17 protein-coding genes and 3 pseudogenes are annotated in these 14,487 nt (G+C 45.3%); 16 read left to right on the top strand and 4 right to left on the bottom strand.

Translation table 11 applies throughout. The features are described 5' to 3' along the window. The first annotated feature begins 30 nt into the window (after window positions 1–30). The 4 genes from MBEAL2_RS13085 (at window position 31) to sda (ending at window position 2,375) form a co-directional block, all read left to right on the top strand. Entirely contained in the window at window positions 31–270 is a 240-nt protein-coding gene (locus tag MBEAL2_RS13085; protein ID WP_047152739.1) for a glutaredoxin family protein, read from the top strand. A 399-nt stretch (window positions 271–669) separates the two neighbouring features. Next, window positions 670–1,137, top strand: coding sequence for a UPF0158 family protein (locus tag MBEAL2_RS13080; protein WP_047152805.1), 468 nt, complete (start codon window positions 670–672; stop codon window positions 1,135–1,137). Continuing rightward, complete coding sequence (locus MBEAL2_RS13075; RefSeq protein ID WP_369405501.1) at window positions 1,134–1,718, top strand: SDR family NAD(P)-dependent oxidoreductase; 585 nt, start codon at window positions 1,134–1,136, stop codon at window positions 1,716–1,718. Before MBEAL2_RS13080 ends, MBEAL2_RS13075 begins: the two co-directional genes overlap by 4 nt. A gap of 513 nt (window positions 1,719–2,231) precedes the next feature. Beyond that, complete coding sequence (gene sda / locus MBEAL2_RS30215) at window positions 2,232–2,375, top strand: sporulation histidine kinase inhibitor Sda (protein ID WP_082129926.1); 144 nt, start codon at window positions 2,232–2,234, stop codon at window positions 2,373–2,375. Between the two features lie 120 nt (window positions 2,376–2,495). Here the strand turns inward: sda and MBEAL2_RS13070 are convergent, their stop codons facing one another. Further along, window positions 2,496–3,374: a vanadium-dependent haloperoxidase gene (locus tag MBEAL2_RS13070; RefSeq protein WP_152667789.1), complete on the bottom strand. Its 879-nt coding sequence runs from the start codon at window positions 3,372–3,374 to the stop codon at window positions 2,496–2,498. 226 nt (window positions 3,375–3,600) lie between these two features. Between MBEAL2_RS13070 and MBEAL2_RS31775 the strand changes: the two genes are divergently transcribed. From MBEAL2_RS31775 to MBEAL2_RS13025, 9 genes and pseudogenes are all read left to right on the top strand, one after another. Continuing rightward, entirely contained in the window at window positions 3,601–3,783 is a 183-nt protein-coding gene (locus MBEAL2_RS31775) for a hypothetical protein (RefSeq protein WP_047152738.1), read from the top strand. Continuing rightward, window positions 3,767–4,858: a Tle-like phospholipase domain-containing protein gene (locus MBEAL2_RS13060; RefSeq protein ID WP_047152737.1), complete on the top strand. Its 1,092-nt coding sequence runs from the start codon at window positions 3,767–3,769 to the stop codon at window positions 4,856–4,858. Before MBEAL2_RS31775 ends, MBEAL2_RS13060 begins: the two co-directional genes overlap by 17 nt. Before the next feature lie 12 nt (window positions 4,859–4,870). Then, window positions 4,871–5,578 (top strand): hypothetical protein, encoded by a 708-nt coding sequence (locus MBEAL2_RS13055; protein ID WP_047152736.1) that lies wholly within the window; start codon window positions 4,871–4,873, stop codon window positions 5,576–5,578. A 285-nt stretch (window positions 5,579–5,863) separates the two neighbouring features. Next, complete coding sequence (locus MBEAL2_RS13050) at window positions 5,864–6,157, top strand: class II aldolase/adducin family protein (protein WP_236692828.1); 294 nt, start codon at window positions 5,864–5,866, stop codon at window positions 6,155–6,157. A 106-nt stretch (window positions 6,158–6,263) separates the two neighbouring features. Next, a pseudogene (locus MBEAL2_RS13045) lies at window positions 6,264–6,823 on the top strand (alpha/beta hydrolase). Window positions 6,824–6,827: 4 nt separating this feature from the next. Next, the gene (locus MBEAL2_RS13040) at window positions 6,828–7,739 is read left to right on the top strand and encodes a PhzF family phenazine biosynthesis protein (RefSeq protein WP_052947700.1); all 912 of its coding nucleotides are present in this window, start codon (window positions 6,828–6,830) and stop codon (window positions 7,737–7,739) included. Window positions 7,740–7,810: 71 nt separating this feature from the next. Then, window positions 7,811–9,069 (top strand): annotated as a pseudogene (ilvA, locus tag MBEAL2_RS13035) (threonine ammonia-lyase IlvA). A 93-nt stretch (window positions 9,070–9,162) separates the two neighbouring features. Beyond that, complete coding sequence (locus MBEAL2_RS31770; RefSeq protein ID WP_047152735.1) at window positions 9,163–9,354, top strand: hypothetical protein; 192 nt, start codon at window positions 9,163–9,165, stop codon at window positions 9,352–9,354. A 35-nt stretch (window positions 9,355–9,389) separates the two neighbouring features. After that, window positions 9,390–9,779 carry a DUF2512 family protein gene (locus tag MBEAL2_RS13025; protein WP_047152734.1) on the top strand — a complete coding sequence of 130 codons (390 nt, stop codon included), beginning with the start codon at window positions 9,390–9,392 and terminating at the stop codon, window positions 9,777–9,779. A 56-nt stretch (window positions 9,780–9,835) separates the two neighbouring features. Here MBEAL2_RS13025 and MBEAL2_RS13020 read toward each other — a convergent pair whose 3' ends face one another. After that, a complete protein-coding gene (locus tag MBEAL2_RS13020) occupies window positions 9,836–10,045 on the bottom strand; it encodes a hypothetical protein (RefSeq protein ID WP_047152733.1) in 210 nt (69 codons plus the stop codon). A gap of 428 nt (window positions 10,046–10,473) precedes the next feature. On the opposite strand from MBEAL2_RS13020, the gene MBEAL2_RS13015 reads away from it, so the two are divergent. Beyond that, a complete protein-coding gene (locus MBEAL2_RS13015; protein ID WP_047152732.1) occupies window positions 10,474–11,676 on the top strand; it encodes a DHH family phosphoesterase in 1,203 nt (400 codons plus the stop codon). Here the strand turns inward: MBEAL2_RS13015 and MBEAL2_RS13010 are convergent. Next, the gene (locus tag MBEAL2_RS13010) at window positions 11,648–12,460 is read right to left on the bottom strand and encodes an SPL family radical SAM protein (protein WP_047152731.1); all 813 of its coding nucleotides are present in this window, start codon (window positions 12,458–12,460) and stop codon (window positions 11,648–11,650) included. The genes MBEAL2_RS13015 and MBEAL2_RS13010 overlap by 29 nt on opposite strands. Window positions 12,461–12,475: 15 nt before the next feature. Then, window positions 12,476–12,973: a copper resistance CopC family protein gene (locus MBEAL2_RS13005; protein WP_047152730.1), complete on the bottom strand. Its 498-nt coding sequence runs from the start codon at window positions 12,971–12,973 to the stop codon at window positions 12,476–12,478. 137 nt (window positions 12,974–13,110) lie between these two features. On the opposite strand from MBEAL2_RS13005, the gene MBEAL2_RS13000 reads away from it, so the two are divergent. Both MBEAL2_RS13000 and MBEAL2_RS12995 read left to right on the top strand, forming a co-directional pair. Beyond that, window positions 13,111–13,866 carry an MBL fold metallo-hydrolase gene (locus MBEAL2_RS13000; RefSeq protein WP_047152729.1) on the top strand — a complete coding sequence of 252 codons (756 nt, stop codon included), beginning with the start codon at window positions 13,111–13,113 and terminating at the stop codon, window positions 13,864–13,866. Further along, window positions 13,844–14,439 (top strand): annotated as a pseudogene (locus MBEAL2_RS12995) (TetR/AcrR family transcriptional regulator). The gene MBEAL2_RS13000 and the pseudogene MBEAL2_RS12995 overlap by 23 nt, the downstream one beginning before the upstream one ends. Window positions 14,440–14,487 lie beyond the last annotated feature (48 nt).

The following is a 14,487-nucleotide window of genomic DNA, read 5'->3' as shown; positions in this document are numbered from 1 at the left end:
TTTTGAATTCATCAATGGGGTGGTACGCAGATGAAACAAGAAGTTGTCATATACTCAACAGCAGGCTGTATTGACTGCGATTTGGTTAAACGTTTTCTGAAGGAAGAAAACATTCCGTTTGAAGTGCGGGACGTTCTAACAAATAAAGACTTTCAGAAAGAAGTGGAGCGCTATGGATTTCTCGGCGTACCGGTCACTGTTGTAGGCCAGCAAGCCGTAAAAGGCTATCAACCCGATGAGCTTCGCAAGCTGCTTGAAAATCGAACATAGTATCTCCACGAACTCCTGCCACCGAGGCAGGAGTTTTTTTGTGGTGAATACAGAACACAACAAATTATAATTAAAAAAGGACATCATATGTATTCATATTTTAAATAGATGTGCCAAAATGCGAAGAATATGTACAACACGACGAACTTTTTCATTCGCCAGGGATAGTATAGTTGAAGAGTGTAAAACAGGTATGCATAATTAAAAATGGGATTTAAATCACAATAAATCCCGAAGTTTTTAATACAACAGGGGGATAATTGTCCATGGATATAGATTTACAACGAGTTCCTTTGGAGGAAAAGGCAATACTACATAACATTATGCAATTTTACATCTATGAGTTTAGCAAATATATTAATAGCATAAAAGTAAACTTTAGAAGGTGAATTGATAAAAATGAGTATTCAAGTAAAGCTTCAAGATATTATTGAAGGTATAGAAGTGCAGGCTGATAGCATTCGTACCTTTTTAAATACCAATACTGGGGATGTAATTTCAGTATCCGAAGATAATTTGAGAGCAGCTGAAGATGAAGAGCCAATGGACCACTTACCTAATTGGCAGCAAGAGGATTTAAAAATTGCTTATGACGTAGTTGAAAACTTTGAAGACTACAAGGAATTACCAACAAAGTTCGAAATCAATGAATACGAAATGATGGAGGACTTTTGTTTAACGATTCGAAATGAAAAGAACCAAGCATTGATGCTAAACTTAATTAAGGGAAAGGGTACTTTCAGGAGGTTTAAGGACATAATAGTGCAATTAGGAATTGATGTACAATGGTATTCCTATCGTGACCAATGCTATAAACAAATAGCGATGGAATGGTGCCAGGATAACAACGTAGACTATGTGGAATAAAAGCTTCAATTGATGAAGAACTAAAAGCAGCCTTAGAAAAATTACTAAGTATGTGTAGCCGATTAGATGTATTGGTTAATAATGCTGGAATCGGAGTCTTTGGCCGTACACCGACAGATGAAGAGTTTAATCAAATATTTGATGTCAATGTAAAAGCTGTTTACAAACTTTCATTACTTGGATTACCACATTTAGAGAAGACATCGGGGAACATTGTAAATTTAGGTTCAGCAGTAGTGGAGCGACCCTTTGCAAACGAACTCGTTTATATGGCAAGTAAAGGAGCAGTGGCTGCATTGACGAAAGGAATGGCTGCCTCCTGGGGTAAACAAGGTGTTCGAGTAAACCTCATTCAACCAGGTGTGATTGCGTCCGATTTTAATGTAACTGCGGGAATCCCCGTGGAAATCGCCAATAAAATGAATCAGTTCTCAAAAGGGTTGAATGCACTTAACACAACAGGAAATCCCGAGGATGTGGCACAGGCTGTTCTGTTTCTTGCATCTGAGCAGGCCCGTTTCATTACAGGGGCTACACTAAATGTGGATGCAGGGCTAACCCTTGGAACAATCAGAATGTAAAAGGCCTTCAATACCTAGGTATAGAAAAAGGCTTGGCTGGTGCAACAACCAAAAAGGGTTAATCTCCCATGAGTGCTACCAGTGCTACCCGTATAGGGTGCGACAGTCTGTGGTGCAGTCTCGCTGCATGGGTGGCTAATGGGAGAATAGTTTAATAAAAAGTAGTAGGAACCCCGCTGGTTGATGTACAAAGGGGTTCCTTGCTTATTACAAATACCTCACTTTATTCAGTGAAGCTATTTTGCTATACATGCTTTCCATTTCCGATTAGGGTCTTGTTTGTTGTTATTAGTTCCTTAATTCGGATCTGACATTCTTTTTTCACAGTAGTATAATTAATTTATTCCCCAATTTCTCCGAAAATTAAGGATTTGCCCCCTGTGTTTATAGTTAACTTCAAAATTCATTTCCTACTGAACAACCCCCATTTATGGTAATAGAGCAAATTCATTTACAAAGACAAACCCTGTTGTATTTATTGGTTTTATTATTTTTATTGTGGAGGGGTGAAATATGGACAAGTCAAGTTCATTATCTCTACTAAGTGACGAAGATTTATTATCTATTTATTTCGAGGCAAAAACACTCGGATTGGATGATGATTTTTTAAAAATGATCATAGATGAATTAAAGAGAAGGGGGATTGAGCCTGCTTAATACTTTAAGAAGTAGTCTGTATTATTAAATGTCTGATAATATGCACTATCATCTTTTGAAAACAGGGGTTTCTCGACAGCCTAAAAAACATCGCGGGCATGCCCGCGATGTTTTTCCTATCTATCTTTTTGTTTTTTTCTTTTTGGCAAGCGTAAGCCTTTTGGAGGTGCATTTTGTCTTGTAATGATATGGAATCGCCTGTTTATAAGGGGGAGGAGCAAGATCAGCCGGCAAATGTTCAGTTATCGGTTTGTCAATCTTTTTGTCGTCACCATCTGTTTGATTTTTCAGATAGTCTACAGCAATGCTGCCTATCTGGCGGCCCAGGCGCAATCCTTCCGTACAGTCAGCCGGATAATGGACACCGCCATAGATGCGGGAAGCAGCACATTCCTTTGCCAGCACCTCAAGGCGGTCCGCTTGGGTCGGGAAGAAGTAGCTTAAAATGACCTGGGTACAGCCCGCAACCGTTGCGTGGCCGGCGGGGTAGCTTGGGTGGTAGGGCGTACATAGAAGGGTAGCGAGCTCTTGATCAAGCTGGTTGGGCCGCGGCACCTGCCAGCTATATTTTAAATACCATGTTGCGACGAACGTATCACTAATTCCCGCATGAACAGCAGCCAGAATCCGTGCCGCCTGCGGCGCCGGAACGCTGTACGTATCAACGAGCCGGTCAACTATCGGCGTCCACTGCTTGGTTGGCGGCCCGGCATCCCAGTACTTTGCGATTGTAATTTGTGTTTCTGTAAGCCGATTGAGCGTATCCTTCACTTCCTTCAACTGCTCACCGGCAAAATCGATTGTACTCGGATGAGCAATATCCAGATTCACGGCTCTGCGGCGAGAATCGGTGAACCTGCCTTTTCCACTGCTCCGCAGAAAATACATCGGCCAGGACCCAGTTTCTGGACTTACACTGGGCGGAAGCCGTTTTTCACCGGCATATGTAAGCTCAGACCATTTTGGCAGCGGTTCGTATCGTACGCTTTTGTTTTCCAATTTGCATCCCTCTTTTTATAAATCCCGGGAGTTCCCGTTTCCTCTATATTCATATGTCTGGTGCCCGGGAAGAGACACTTATACGATCAGATGAATTCGGCTAGGGGTGAGCGGGTTTAATAATCATTTCAACACGCTGGTTCTTTTGCCGGTTTTCTTCCGTATCATTAGGTGCAGCCGGGCTTGACTCCCCAAACCCTTTCGTTGAAAAGCTGATTTTCTTTCTATGCTGCCTACCGCATTGTTACAGCGTCTTGCGGGATTTGTGGGCAGTGGAGAGACAAAGCTCAGTTCTGAGCAGGAATTAATGGAAGAAATGTTTCACAATGTGACGCCAGAAGAATATGCGAAGCTATCCGCGGCGATTTATGATAATAGAGAGATTAGAGTTGTTGGGAGTAGACGGTAAATTTAGGCCTATTCCAATTGACGATAAGCTTGTTAATCATTACTGGAACGGAATGGATGCCGGCTTATTTCGAGTAATTGGAACAGATCAGTATATTGTAGCCTTCCGCGGAACGGAAGGAGATAAAGTTTTTCAAGGAGGCTGGAAAGACATAGGCGAAGATGTTGCGGGTGTGTTTGGTGTGCCTATATTAGGAGTTCTTGGGGCGGCAGGCCCGCGTATTCCTGCCTCTTCGCAATATAAATCAGCCGAAGACTTTGTGGAAAAAGTACAAAAGAAGGTAGGGAAAAATGGTAAAATTACAACAACCGGGCATTCCCTCGGAGGCTGGCTGGCTACAACCATGGCAAGCAAGTACAATGTTGCTGCCGTAACGTTTAACGCTCCAAGGTTCAGTGAAGAAACCAAATCAATGTATCTAAAAAATGACAATAAAAAAATGGTTCATTTCCGGACAGACGATGACCCGGTTTCAGAAAATCATACGATTCTGCGCATGAAGTATTCTCCAGGATTAAACATCCCTGTGCCTAATGCAGAACACTCTTCTTTTCCGCATGGAATTTTAAATCATTTTCGTTTTGATAAGGATGGTTCTATCCTTGTTAGTTCAGGTCAAGGAGATTTACCTATGACAAAGTCGATTGACAACGAAATTGTCACAAAGGAACACCTGGAGGATTTGACAGGCAGCGTTCTGGAATATGAGAACGCACGAAGATGGAGTTATGACTGGAATTCTATTCACCCTGATCAAAAATCAGATGCAGGGAGAACGGCGTTATTAAATGAAATTGATAAAACAATCGCTGAATACAAGGAGCTTGGCGAGTATCAAAGCATAGGAGAACGGAATGTCCCTGATGAAGTAAATGCTGGAGAAATTGATGACCATGAAGATAAGATCAAAAGCCTAAACGCACCTCAATTCGATCAGTCTCCAAAAGAGAGAGAAGAAAGAATCTCAAAGTTAAATGATGAAATAAGAGATTTGAAAACGGGCTACCATTCAAATGATGAGAAGGTAATTGAAAGATTGGAGTGGTTAAAGAAAATAGTCATAAATGTAAAATAAAAGGAGAGACAGATGAAAAAAAGAAGCATTATTTTACAGTTTACTATTCTAGGTATTATGATACTGGGAGGCTTGATCTGGTATATGCAAACTCCATCACTATCTGATTCAGAAGTAAAAGAAATTGTTGAGCCTCAGTTGGAGAAAGTGTACAACCGTAATGTTACCGTGACAGACGTACATTACCGTCCAACCGAGGGGGGCAACTTTTATGAGGTAACTCTCAAGATGGAAGGGGTGGACCAAACCTTCACCATTAGCCGAATGGCGGGCGAACTCCGCAATCTTCCCCCCTATACGATTATTGACCAAATATGGGATCAGCAGTTCGAAAGAGAAGCGAAGGATATATTCACAAAGCATGGATTTCATATTAAAAATATAACAGCCAATGTTATCGTTCCAAAAAAATTAAATATTCCTTTAGAGAAACTGCCACCCATCCAAGACTTGAGAAATACATATGGGGATCGATTTGAAAGTAATGATATACAAGTAGCACTAGAAGATAAGTTTCCAAAAGATATGGCAGGCAAACTTGGGGAACACCAACGAGTTTTTGCACTGCTGCAGGATCTTCAGAAGAAAAACCTCGTCAATGTGTGGTTAAGAATTAGATATTGGGACGCTGAGCAAATTTATTTAATTAATAGTGATAAGGAAAAGGCAACATACCCGTATCAAAAGCCAGAGGATTTGGAAACAGCACTACAGAAATAACGACAAACCAAGAGGAATTATTATACTACCTGATAAAAACCCGCCGCCAGCATGACAGGCGGGTTTTTGGCATTCATTTCTCTTGGTAATTGCAGAATAGTCAAAATATATATAAGATATTTATAACAAAATGATTTAAAATAGTAACCAAGTAAAAAAAGGAGGGATCATGATGGAAAATCTTAACTTAGCCATCCAACCTGCAAACAAAGCACAAATGCGTTCCCTGCAGCCGCCCACGCTCATTCTGTATATGGGAAAAGCTGGTCTTCTTTAGGGAGATTATTGGATCCACTTACACAGGACGCCTGTGCATTTTATGAGGATCATAACTTATATGAGGATTATATCAGTGTTGTTCTTGAAACAGAGGAGGGAAGAAAGATTGGCCAGGCCTTAGGAAACCGTAAGGCAGCCATTCTGCGCAATCACGGTTTGCTGACGGTAGGGAAGACCGTCGATGAGGCGGCCTGGTGGTTCATAACGATGGAACGTTCCTGCCAGGCACAGCTGCTTGCAGAAGCAGCCGGTACACCTACCCTTATTCCTCATGAACATGCGAAGGTAACCGCTGCTTAGGTGGGGAACCCACTGGCCGGATGGTTTCAATTCCAGCCGCTCTGGGACCGAATTGTAAAGGAACAGCCGGATTTACTGGAGTAACGATAAAAGGGAGGAGAAAAACATGGAAGAGAAATACCCCGTCTTACAGGGTGCAGAACCCTTTTTTGCGCAGGGAAACAACATAGGCGTTCTTGTCCAGCATGGTTTCACAGGTACGACCCAGAGCATGCGCTACCTCGCTGAGCACCTGGCAAGCCGCGGATTTACGGTATACGCACCAAGATTAAAAGGCCACGGCACCCATTACGAGGACATGGAAAACTCAACCTATGAGGAGTGGATCCATTCTGTTGAAGAAGGTCAGATATTAAAGCGGAAGGCGTTCAGGAGCTGGCCTATGCAAAAACGCCTGTCAGATCAATCAAAGAGCTGCTTGAACTGACGGATATCGTCAGAAACGAACTCCCGTCGATTACCTGCCCGGCGCTTGCCTTTGTGTCAACAGAAGATCACGTCGTCCCCCCGGCAAATTCGGATGTTATTTTAGAAAAGATTGAATCGGATAAGAAAAGAAAAATTGTGTTAGAGCATTCCTATCATGTCGCTACGTTAGATAATGATAAGCAAACGATTGCAGATGAGTGTGTGTCTTTTATCGAAGAAACAATAAAGGGGAGCTGATTAAGTGAAAAACGAAACATTATCCATCGTCCATACAAAAGTATTTGCCTCAGCTCCACAGGGCGGAAATCCCTGTCCGGTCGTCTTCGGAGGAGAGAACCTTTCCACCGAACACATGCAGGCACTGGCAGCTGAATTTGGAGAGGAAACTGTTTTTGTCCTGCCGCCTGAAAATCCGGAAGCGGATATACGGCTGCGGTATTTCGTTCCTAACCATGAAATGGAGATGTGTGTACACGCCACGGTAGGAGCTGCCACCGTATTAAAGAAAAAAGGAACCATAACGAAGCCGACGATCAAGGTTGAAACCCCGTTAGGTATCATCACAGTGAAATATGCCGCGAATGCAAATGAATTCGACATTACCGTCGAGCAATTCCCGCCGGTCTTCTCAAGTCATGTTCCCTCCAGGTCCCAGATCGCTTCCGCTCTTGGGATAGACGAATCCGACATTGATGAATCAGTTAGCCCAATCCAATCGGTCTCCACTTCAAGAGCCAAGCTAATCGTACCGGTTCGAAGCGAGGGCATCGTACATGCGATGGAGCCGGACTTTGAGAAATTATGGTCTCTATGCGATGAATTCGAGGTAACCGGCGTTTATCCTTATGCACTGAAGGAGCAAGGAACCAATCCGGTTGCTTCGGCCAGACAGTTTCCCAGGCGTGCCGGATACAACGAAGACCCAGCCACAGGTGTCGCTGCCAGCGCTCTGGGAGCATACCTGGCAAACTACAACGTCGTTGGGGGCGATGATTCATCCGAATGGACATCCGTCACAATACAGCAGGGCGATGCCATGGGGAAACCGAGCGTTTTACATGCCGAGTGTACGATGAGGGACAGCGAAATCATAAAGACCCAAATAAGAGGACAGGCCGCCATTGTGAGTGAAGAAGAGAAAATACATACTTAACTCAAAATTGACAGGCAGATCCGAGATCTCTATAATCAATCTTAATGCAAAGATATAGGGAGCGGAGAGAGATGAATAAAACAACAGCAAGAGTTACCGTAGAGGATATTATGCTGGCATACCATACAGTAAAAGATGTGGTGGAAAAAACACCCTTGCAGAGAAACCAGATTTTATCGGAACAGTTCGGCTGTAACGTCTATTTAAAACGTGAAGATTTACAAATTGTCCGTTCGTTTAAAATCCGCGGGGCGTACAACCATATCCGCAATTTAACCGCGGAAGAACGGGAACGGGGCGTTGTATGTGCGAGTGCCGGCAACCATGCGCAGGGCTTTGCTTTCTCCTGTGCTTCCCTTGGGATTTCGGGAACGGTTTTTATGCCCGCTACCACCCCGCGCCAGAAAGTATCGCAGGTCAAGCTGTTTGGCGGTGACTGGGTAGAAGTCGTATTAACCGGGGATACATTTGATGATTCATACGCGGAAGCAGTGAAATATACGGAGGAGAACGGCAGGACCTTTGTTCATCCATTCGACGATCCGAAAATCATCGCAGGCCAGGGAACGGTCGGCATGGAAATTATGGCGGAAATGTCCGAGGAAGTAGACTACGTGTTTGCCGCTATCGGCGGCGGCGGTCTTATATCCGGAATCGGGACGTATATGAAGAGCATCTCCCTTCCACTAAAATGATAGGCGTGGAGCCGGCCGGGGCTCCATCTATGAAGGAGGCACTCGCGCAAAACAAGCCGGTGGCGCTGGCAAAAATCGATAAATTCGTCGACGGGGCAGCAGTGAAACAGGCAGGAGAGCTGACGCTGGACATCTGCCGCTCCGTCCTGGATGACATTGCGGTCGTTCCGGAAGGCAAAGTTTGCACGACGATTCTGAATCTCTACAACCAGAATGCGATTGTCGCCGAACCCGCCGGTGCGCTTTCGATTGCTGCGCTTGACCAGTATAAGGAGCAGTTGCGGGGCAAAAACGTCGTCTGTATCGTAAGCGGCGGCAACAACGATATTGACCGCATGCAGGAAATTAAGGAACGTTCGCTTATTTATGAAGGATTGAAGCACTATTTTATTATTAACTTTCCGCAGCGCGCCGGGGCACTCCGTGAATTCCTTGATAATGTGCTCGGTCCAAATGATGACATTACCCGGTTTGAATATACGAAGAAAAACGACAAAGAGAACGGGCCTGCGCTTGTGGGCATCGAGTTAAAAAAGCCGGAGGACTATACACCGCTCATCGAACGCCTGGACCTTCACCAGATTGAATACATGGAAATTAACAACAATCCGTCTTTGTTCAATTTATTAATTTAAACGATCGTTTAAAAACAAGAACTACGGTCGTAGTTCTTGTTTTTTGTGCGTTGTTGAAAAATTAGAAAAAGGATGTAAAAATAGTATATATTCATGATTTTCGAATGGATAGGAGGGAGCAGTATCTGGCCGCTTGTTAGTCTTTTAGGATTTGTAGGAATGATTGTATTTGGTTTATTGGCAACTATAGCCGCGCTCCGCAAGAAAAGGACAGCAACCTATTTTAAATACGCGATACTCTGTTTTGCCATGCTGCTCGCGTCGCTGCTGTTTTATAAGCCATAAATAATCGTAAGGCAAAGGAGATGAATGCAACCGAAATGAAGTACGGGAAAGCATTTTTAATTAAGCTCCTCCGATTCACGGTCAATTTCTCTTTGTTTATCGGCCTTGTCTATAACGAACCTTTTTATCACGTACTTATACTCGTTCTTGTACTTGCACCGGTATCGTTCCTGCTGGGTGATTTAGTTATTTTGCCGGCGCTGGGCAGCACAGCAGCCCTTCTGATCGATATCCCGCTCATCTTTGGCGGCCTATTAGCGGTTCATCATTGGCTGGGTGTTTCCATAGGGTACGGCCATTTTTTTCTGTTCACCCTTATCACAATTGCTTTCAGTATCGAAGAATTTATGTACCACATTTATGTGGAGAAGAATCTTTTTGGTGTCGATCGCCCCAGCCTGATGGACATGATTAACAAACTGTAGCCAGGCGATGGTATTTATAACACAGCCCCTCATCCGAAGAGAGGGGCTTTTTTCATTTAATCCCGCTGCGGATTGTCTGTCAGGGACGCTGTTGCTCCCGCATGGCCTTTCTCTTTCTTGAAACCCTTATCCAGCCGCCCGGCATTTTCGATATCGCCTGACATCTTGTATCCTGCAATTTCAACGTTTCCTGTTGTTCCATAAAGCCCCATCCCGCCAAGCTCAGCGTGCACATTCTCCTGGATGTTTTTCTTCTTTTCCGCCATTTTTTTCACCTCCCTCAGTAGTAATGTAACCAGGGGAGGGCCTGCTATCCCATCTAAACAAACCCATTACATTTTTCAAAAACTAGACAAAAGTTCGCCGGTTTATGCGGGTAAAATTGAAGTACAATCATAATAGAATCTCACTTATATAGAAAACCTCAGGGAGATGAAGAAAATGATGTTAACAGCAGCTGTTCTTCTTATCGTACTTACACTTGTTTTAACGCTTAAAGGAATTAACATTCTCATGCACGAAGGTGAAAAATAGCCGAATCCAGGCTCAAGCTGAAAAATTTAATCTAAACAAAAGGAAGACACTCTCCGGGGTGTCTTTTCCTCTGTTTCAAAACAGCAAATAGCATCCGCAAAACCGCCCGATATTTCGCCCATAAATGCAGCATAATAAAACAAAAAAGCAGGAGGAACCCATGCACTATTTATACTCGCATAACGATTTAGATGGGGTGGGATGCGGGATCGTGGCCAAGTTAGCGTTTGGTGACAAGGTAGAAATCCGCTATAATTCCGTTTCCGGGTTAAATTTTCAAGTCGCGCGTTTTTTAGAAAGAGGGAAAGCAGACGGAACCTTATTCATTACCGATTTGTCCGTTAACGGAGAAATCGAAAAGCGGCTGAACGAGTATTTTCAGGATGGGGGCAAGGTAGAACTCATCGATCACCATAAGACCGCTCTTCATTTTAACGAATATGAATGGGGGATGGTGAAGGTTGAATACGAAGACGGCCGCCTTGCTTGTGCCACCTCGCTGTTTTATGAGTATTTACTGGAGAGGAAGTTGATCGAACCATCCAGTGCGCTGGGTGAATTCGTGGAGCTTGTCCGCCAGTATGATATTTGGGAGTGGGAGAAAAATGAAAACATCCAGGCCAAACGGTTAAATGATCTTTTCTTCATGGTTTCCATCGACGAGTTTGAAGAGAGGATGATTCAAAGGATTAAAAACAACGGCCATTTTTTCTTCGATGATTTCGAAGAAAAGATACTGGATATGGAAGACGACAAAATTGAACGGTACATTCGGAGAAAGAGGCGCGAAATGGTGCAGACTTTTATCGAGGGCCGCTGCGCCGGCATTGTCCATGCGGAATCTTATCACTCGGAGCTGGGTAATGAGTTAGGGAAAGACAACCCTCATTTGGACTACATTGCAATCCTGAATGTAGGGGGGAAACGAATCAGCTTCCGCACCATTCACGATGATATTGATGTATCAGAAATTGCCAGCCATTTCGGCGGGGGCGGCCACGCCAAGGCAGCGGGCTGCTCGTTAACCGAGCCAGCCTACCAGTGGTATGTTGCTGAACCGTTCCGGATGGAACCGATGGGGTTTGATGCCTTCAGAAACGTTTACAATGTAAAGCAGGCAAAACACGGGTGCTTGTACGGGAATCGGGAGGAAGAGACCTTTTTTATTTATCCGTCCGGAGAAAACAATTGGGTGATTGAACGGAACGGGAGCGTTATTGAGCCATCTTTTTCCTCATTTGCGGAGGCGGAACGGTATATCAAGAGAAATCATTCGGCCTGGCTTCTGCGGGATGATGCTTTTATCGCGTTCCTCATGGAAAATGTAATGCGGACTAAGGAACAAATCCCTGATTCGATATGAGCAGTTCAACGTCGTCAAACTCCTGTTTCAGCAGCTCCAAAACAAACTTGTAGGCGTCCGGGTCATACCAGGATAACAAATCATGGTCTTCGTAAATTTTCCTTATTCCCATTTTTTCCGTCCGTTTGCCCCTGCTGCCGTCACCCATAAAGAAATTATCAATGACGGCCCGGCTTGTGACTTCTCTCAACACCCTGGCGATATTTTTGGTGCAGGGGAGGAGGGGAGAGATCGCCGCCTGCGTCGGCACCCCTGCTTCTGTTATTTCTTTTAAAGCGCTCAAACGAGCCGCAATCGGCGGGGCGGATGGGGTAAACAGTTTTCGTATTTTCTCAAGATCCGTTTCGATTGTCATACTCACCCGTATCTTCTTTCCGAACTGTTGAAATAAATCAACATCCCTTTTCGCCAGCGGGGACCGGGTTTGAACGAACAGGAAATCAGGCGGCTCAAGCAGCATCGCTTCGAGGAGGGAGCGGGTAATTTCATACTTAGATTCGGCAGGCTGATAAGGGTCGGTAGCGGTGGAAAGAAAAATCGTTACGGGCCCTTTTTTTCTCGCCTTTTGAATTTCTTTCGGCAATAGCTCTGCCGCGTTCTTCTTAACATCCACCCAGGTTCCCCATTCCTCATCGCGAAACCTGGCGATCGGCATTTCCCGTACATAGCAATATTTGCAGCCAAACGCACACCCGGAATACGGGTTTAGCGTATGGGAGAATTCGCTGACAAAGCCCGCGGCCGGGGTTAGAATGGTTTTTGCCTGTTTTTCCTGTATGTTCATATTTGTCACCTGCGTTTATTCTGAGTCTGACTTCTTCTTTATAAACCACAAAGCCAAAGCAAAAATAATCATACCGGCTGCGCCGAGAAAGAGGGGTAAATACGGAAGCCAGCCTCTGTCTGTTTGCGGCGGGGAAGGCTGGGCGGACGACCCTACTCCTCTGTTCTGTACTTGAAACTGATAATGGCCCTGGCTCGTATGGCCATCTGCTCCGATGGCAGACCACGCAACTGTAATCTTCCCGTTTGGCAGGATTGTGGAAGTTGTACCGCTCATTTGCTTGCCGTGTACTTGAATTTGCTGTACAGGAATCTTTCTTCCCGTTTCATCCTGGACCGTAAACGTACTTCCCTGCTCTATGTTGGTATCAAAGGCGAGCTGAAGCTCGTTTGTTTTCTCCTTGATTACGGTATCAGCCAGTGGAATCGCGCCCACTAACTCAGCATGGGCATAGGCCAGATTAGGAATAAGGAAAAGAGTGAACATGACGAAGATTGCTGTGAATTGACGCATAGAAGGACTCCTTTTTCGTTGATAATCACTATTTTACCATTGTTATCAAGGAAGTTGAAAATAACATTTGCAAAAACTAATTATATTAGTTATATTAATACTAATGATATTAGTTTTGATAAAAAGGGGACACAGTAATGCGAATCATTCGTGAACGAGAAGTTTACCAGTTGACCTTTCTGCCTCGCTTTTTTCCTGTTAATTGTTACCTGGTAGAGGAAGAGCATGAACTAACGCTCATCGATGCTGCGCTGCCTTATAGCGCGAAGGGAATTCTACAGGCAGCAGCCCGGATCGGGAAGCCGATTACCCGCATTGTTCTTACCCATGCACACGATGACCATGTAGGTGCGCTTGATGCTCTAAAACAAACACTTCCGGACGTTCCGGTGCTCATCTCCAGGCGGGATGCCCGGATTATGAACGGAGATCGAACGCTGGATCCGAATGAACCGGATACGCCGATACGCGGCGGGGTACCTAAAAAAATGAAAACCCGGCCGGATATTTTATTGGAGGAAGGCGACCGGATCGGCTCACTCCTTGCTGTGTCCGCGCCGGGACATACACCGGGTTCTATGGCGTTTCTCGATACACGCACGAATGCCTTCATCGTCGGTGACGCCTTCCAAACGAGAGGCGGTGTGGCGATCGCAGGACAACTCCGGCCTTTGTTTCCGTTCCCCGCCTTTGGTACGTGGAGCAAACAGGTGGCGCTGGAGAGCGCCCGCAAGCTGCGTGAGTACAATCCTTCCTTACTCGCTGCCGGGCACGGACACATGCTTCTGCAGCCGGGAGCCGCTATCCAGCGAGTTATCGCTGAAGCTGAACAGAGCTCCGGATTTTTACCACAGGAAGGGAGGGCCCAGCATGTCTCCAAGAATCGGCCTTGATTTGCCTGCGATTTTGGAGGCGGCTGTGGAAATTGCCGATAAACAGGGCATCCAGGAAGTAACCCTGGCCTCCTTAGCCCAAAAGCTGAACATTCGCCCTCCATCGCTGTACAATCATGTGAATGGATTGCAGGGTTTGCGTACCAGGCTTGCCATCCATGGCCTGGAACAGCTTCACAGCGCCATGACGAACGCGGCCGTCGGGCGAGCGGGAGAGGATGCGATACGAGCGATGGGAGAAGCTTATGTCGAGTTTGCCCGCGTACACCCGGGGCTGTATGAAGCAACCCTGCTTATTCCTCCGACACAGGACCCGGACGTTGAGAAGACGGGAAGCAAAATCGTAGAGCTCACCGTTCGTGTATTGAAGTCATTCGGCCTTGAAGGTGACATGGCCCTGCACGCGACCCGCGGCCTGCGCAGCCTTTTTCACGGCTTTGCTTCGCTTGAGCAGAAAGGCGGTTTCGGGATTCCACTTGATCTTAACGTGAGTTCCGTCTGCTCATCGATGCCTTTCTGGCGGGAATGCACACGATGAAACAAAATACGAAACCAAATTCAAAGCCTGAATAAGGCGCGGGGGAGAGGGGAACATGAGTTTTTTACTTTTTGTCGTCCTAT

The sequence above is a fragment of the Aneurinibacillus tyrosinisolvens genome (assembly GCF_001015055.1).
In the GTDB taxonomy this organism is placed as follows: Bacteria; Bacillota; Bacilli; order Aneurinibacillales; family Aneurinibacillaceae; genus Aneurinibacillus_A; species Aneurinibacillus_A tyrosinisolvens.
Note: the sequence above shows the minus strand (reverse complement) of the source record. Positions and strands in the feature narration are given on the sequence as shown.

Excerpts from the sequence above, each read along its gene's own strand:
- MBEAL2_RS13085 (WP_047152739.1), top strand. The coding sequence starts at position 31 with ATGAAACAAGAAGTTGTCATATACTCAACAGCAGGCTGTATTGACTGC.
- MBEAL2_RS13080 (WP_047152805.1), top strand. The coding sequence starts at position 670 with ATGAGTATTCAAGTAAAGCTTCAAGATATTATTGAAGGTATAGAAGTG.
- sda (WP_082129926.1), top strand. The coding sequence starts at position 2,232 with ATGGACAAGTCAAGTTCATTATCTCTACTAAGTGACGAAGATTTATTA.
- MBEAL2_RS31775 (WP_047152738.1), top strand. The coding sequence starts at position 3,601 with ATGCTGCCTACCGCATTGTTACAGCGTCTTGCGGGATTTGTGGGCAGT.
- MBEAL2_RS13055 (WP_047152736.1), top strand. The coding sequence starts at position 4,871 with ATGAAAAAAAGAAGCATTATTTTACAGTTTACTATTCTAGGTATTATG.
- MBEAL2_RS31770 (WP_047152735.1), top strand. The coding sequence starts at position 9,163 with ATGATTTTCGAATGGATAGGAGGGAGCAGTATCTGGCCGCTTGTTAGT.
- MBEAL2_RS13025 (WP_047152734.1), top strand. The coding sequence starts at position 9,390 with ATGAAGTACGGGAAAGCATTTTTAATTAAGCTCCTCCGATTCACGGTC.
- MBEAL2_RS13020 (WP_047152733.1), bottom strand. The coding sequence starts at position 10,045 with ATGGCGGAAAAGAAGAAAAACATCCAGGAGAATGTGCACGCTGAGCTT.
- MBEAL2_RS13015 (WP_047152732.1), top strand. The coding sequence starts at position 10,474 with ATGCACTATTTATACTCGCATAACGATTTAGATGGGGTGGGATGCGGG.
- MBEAL2_RS13010 (WP_047152731.1), bottom strand. The coding sequence starts at position 12,460 with ATGAACATACAGGAAAAACAGGCAAAAACCATTCTAACCCCGGCCGCG.
- MBEAL2_RS13005 (WP_047152730.1), bottom strand. The coding sequence starts at position 12,973 with ATGCGTCAATTCACAGCAATCTTCGTCATGTTCACTCTTTTCCTTATT.
- MBEAL2_RS13000 (WP_047152729.1), top strand. The coding sequence starts at position 13,111 with ATGCGAATCATTCGTGAACGAGAAGTTTACCAGTTGACCTTTCTGCCT.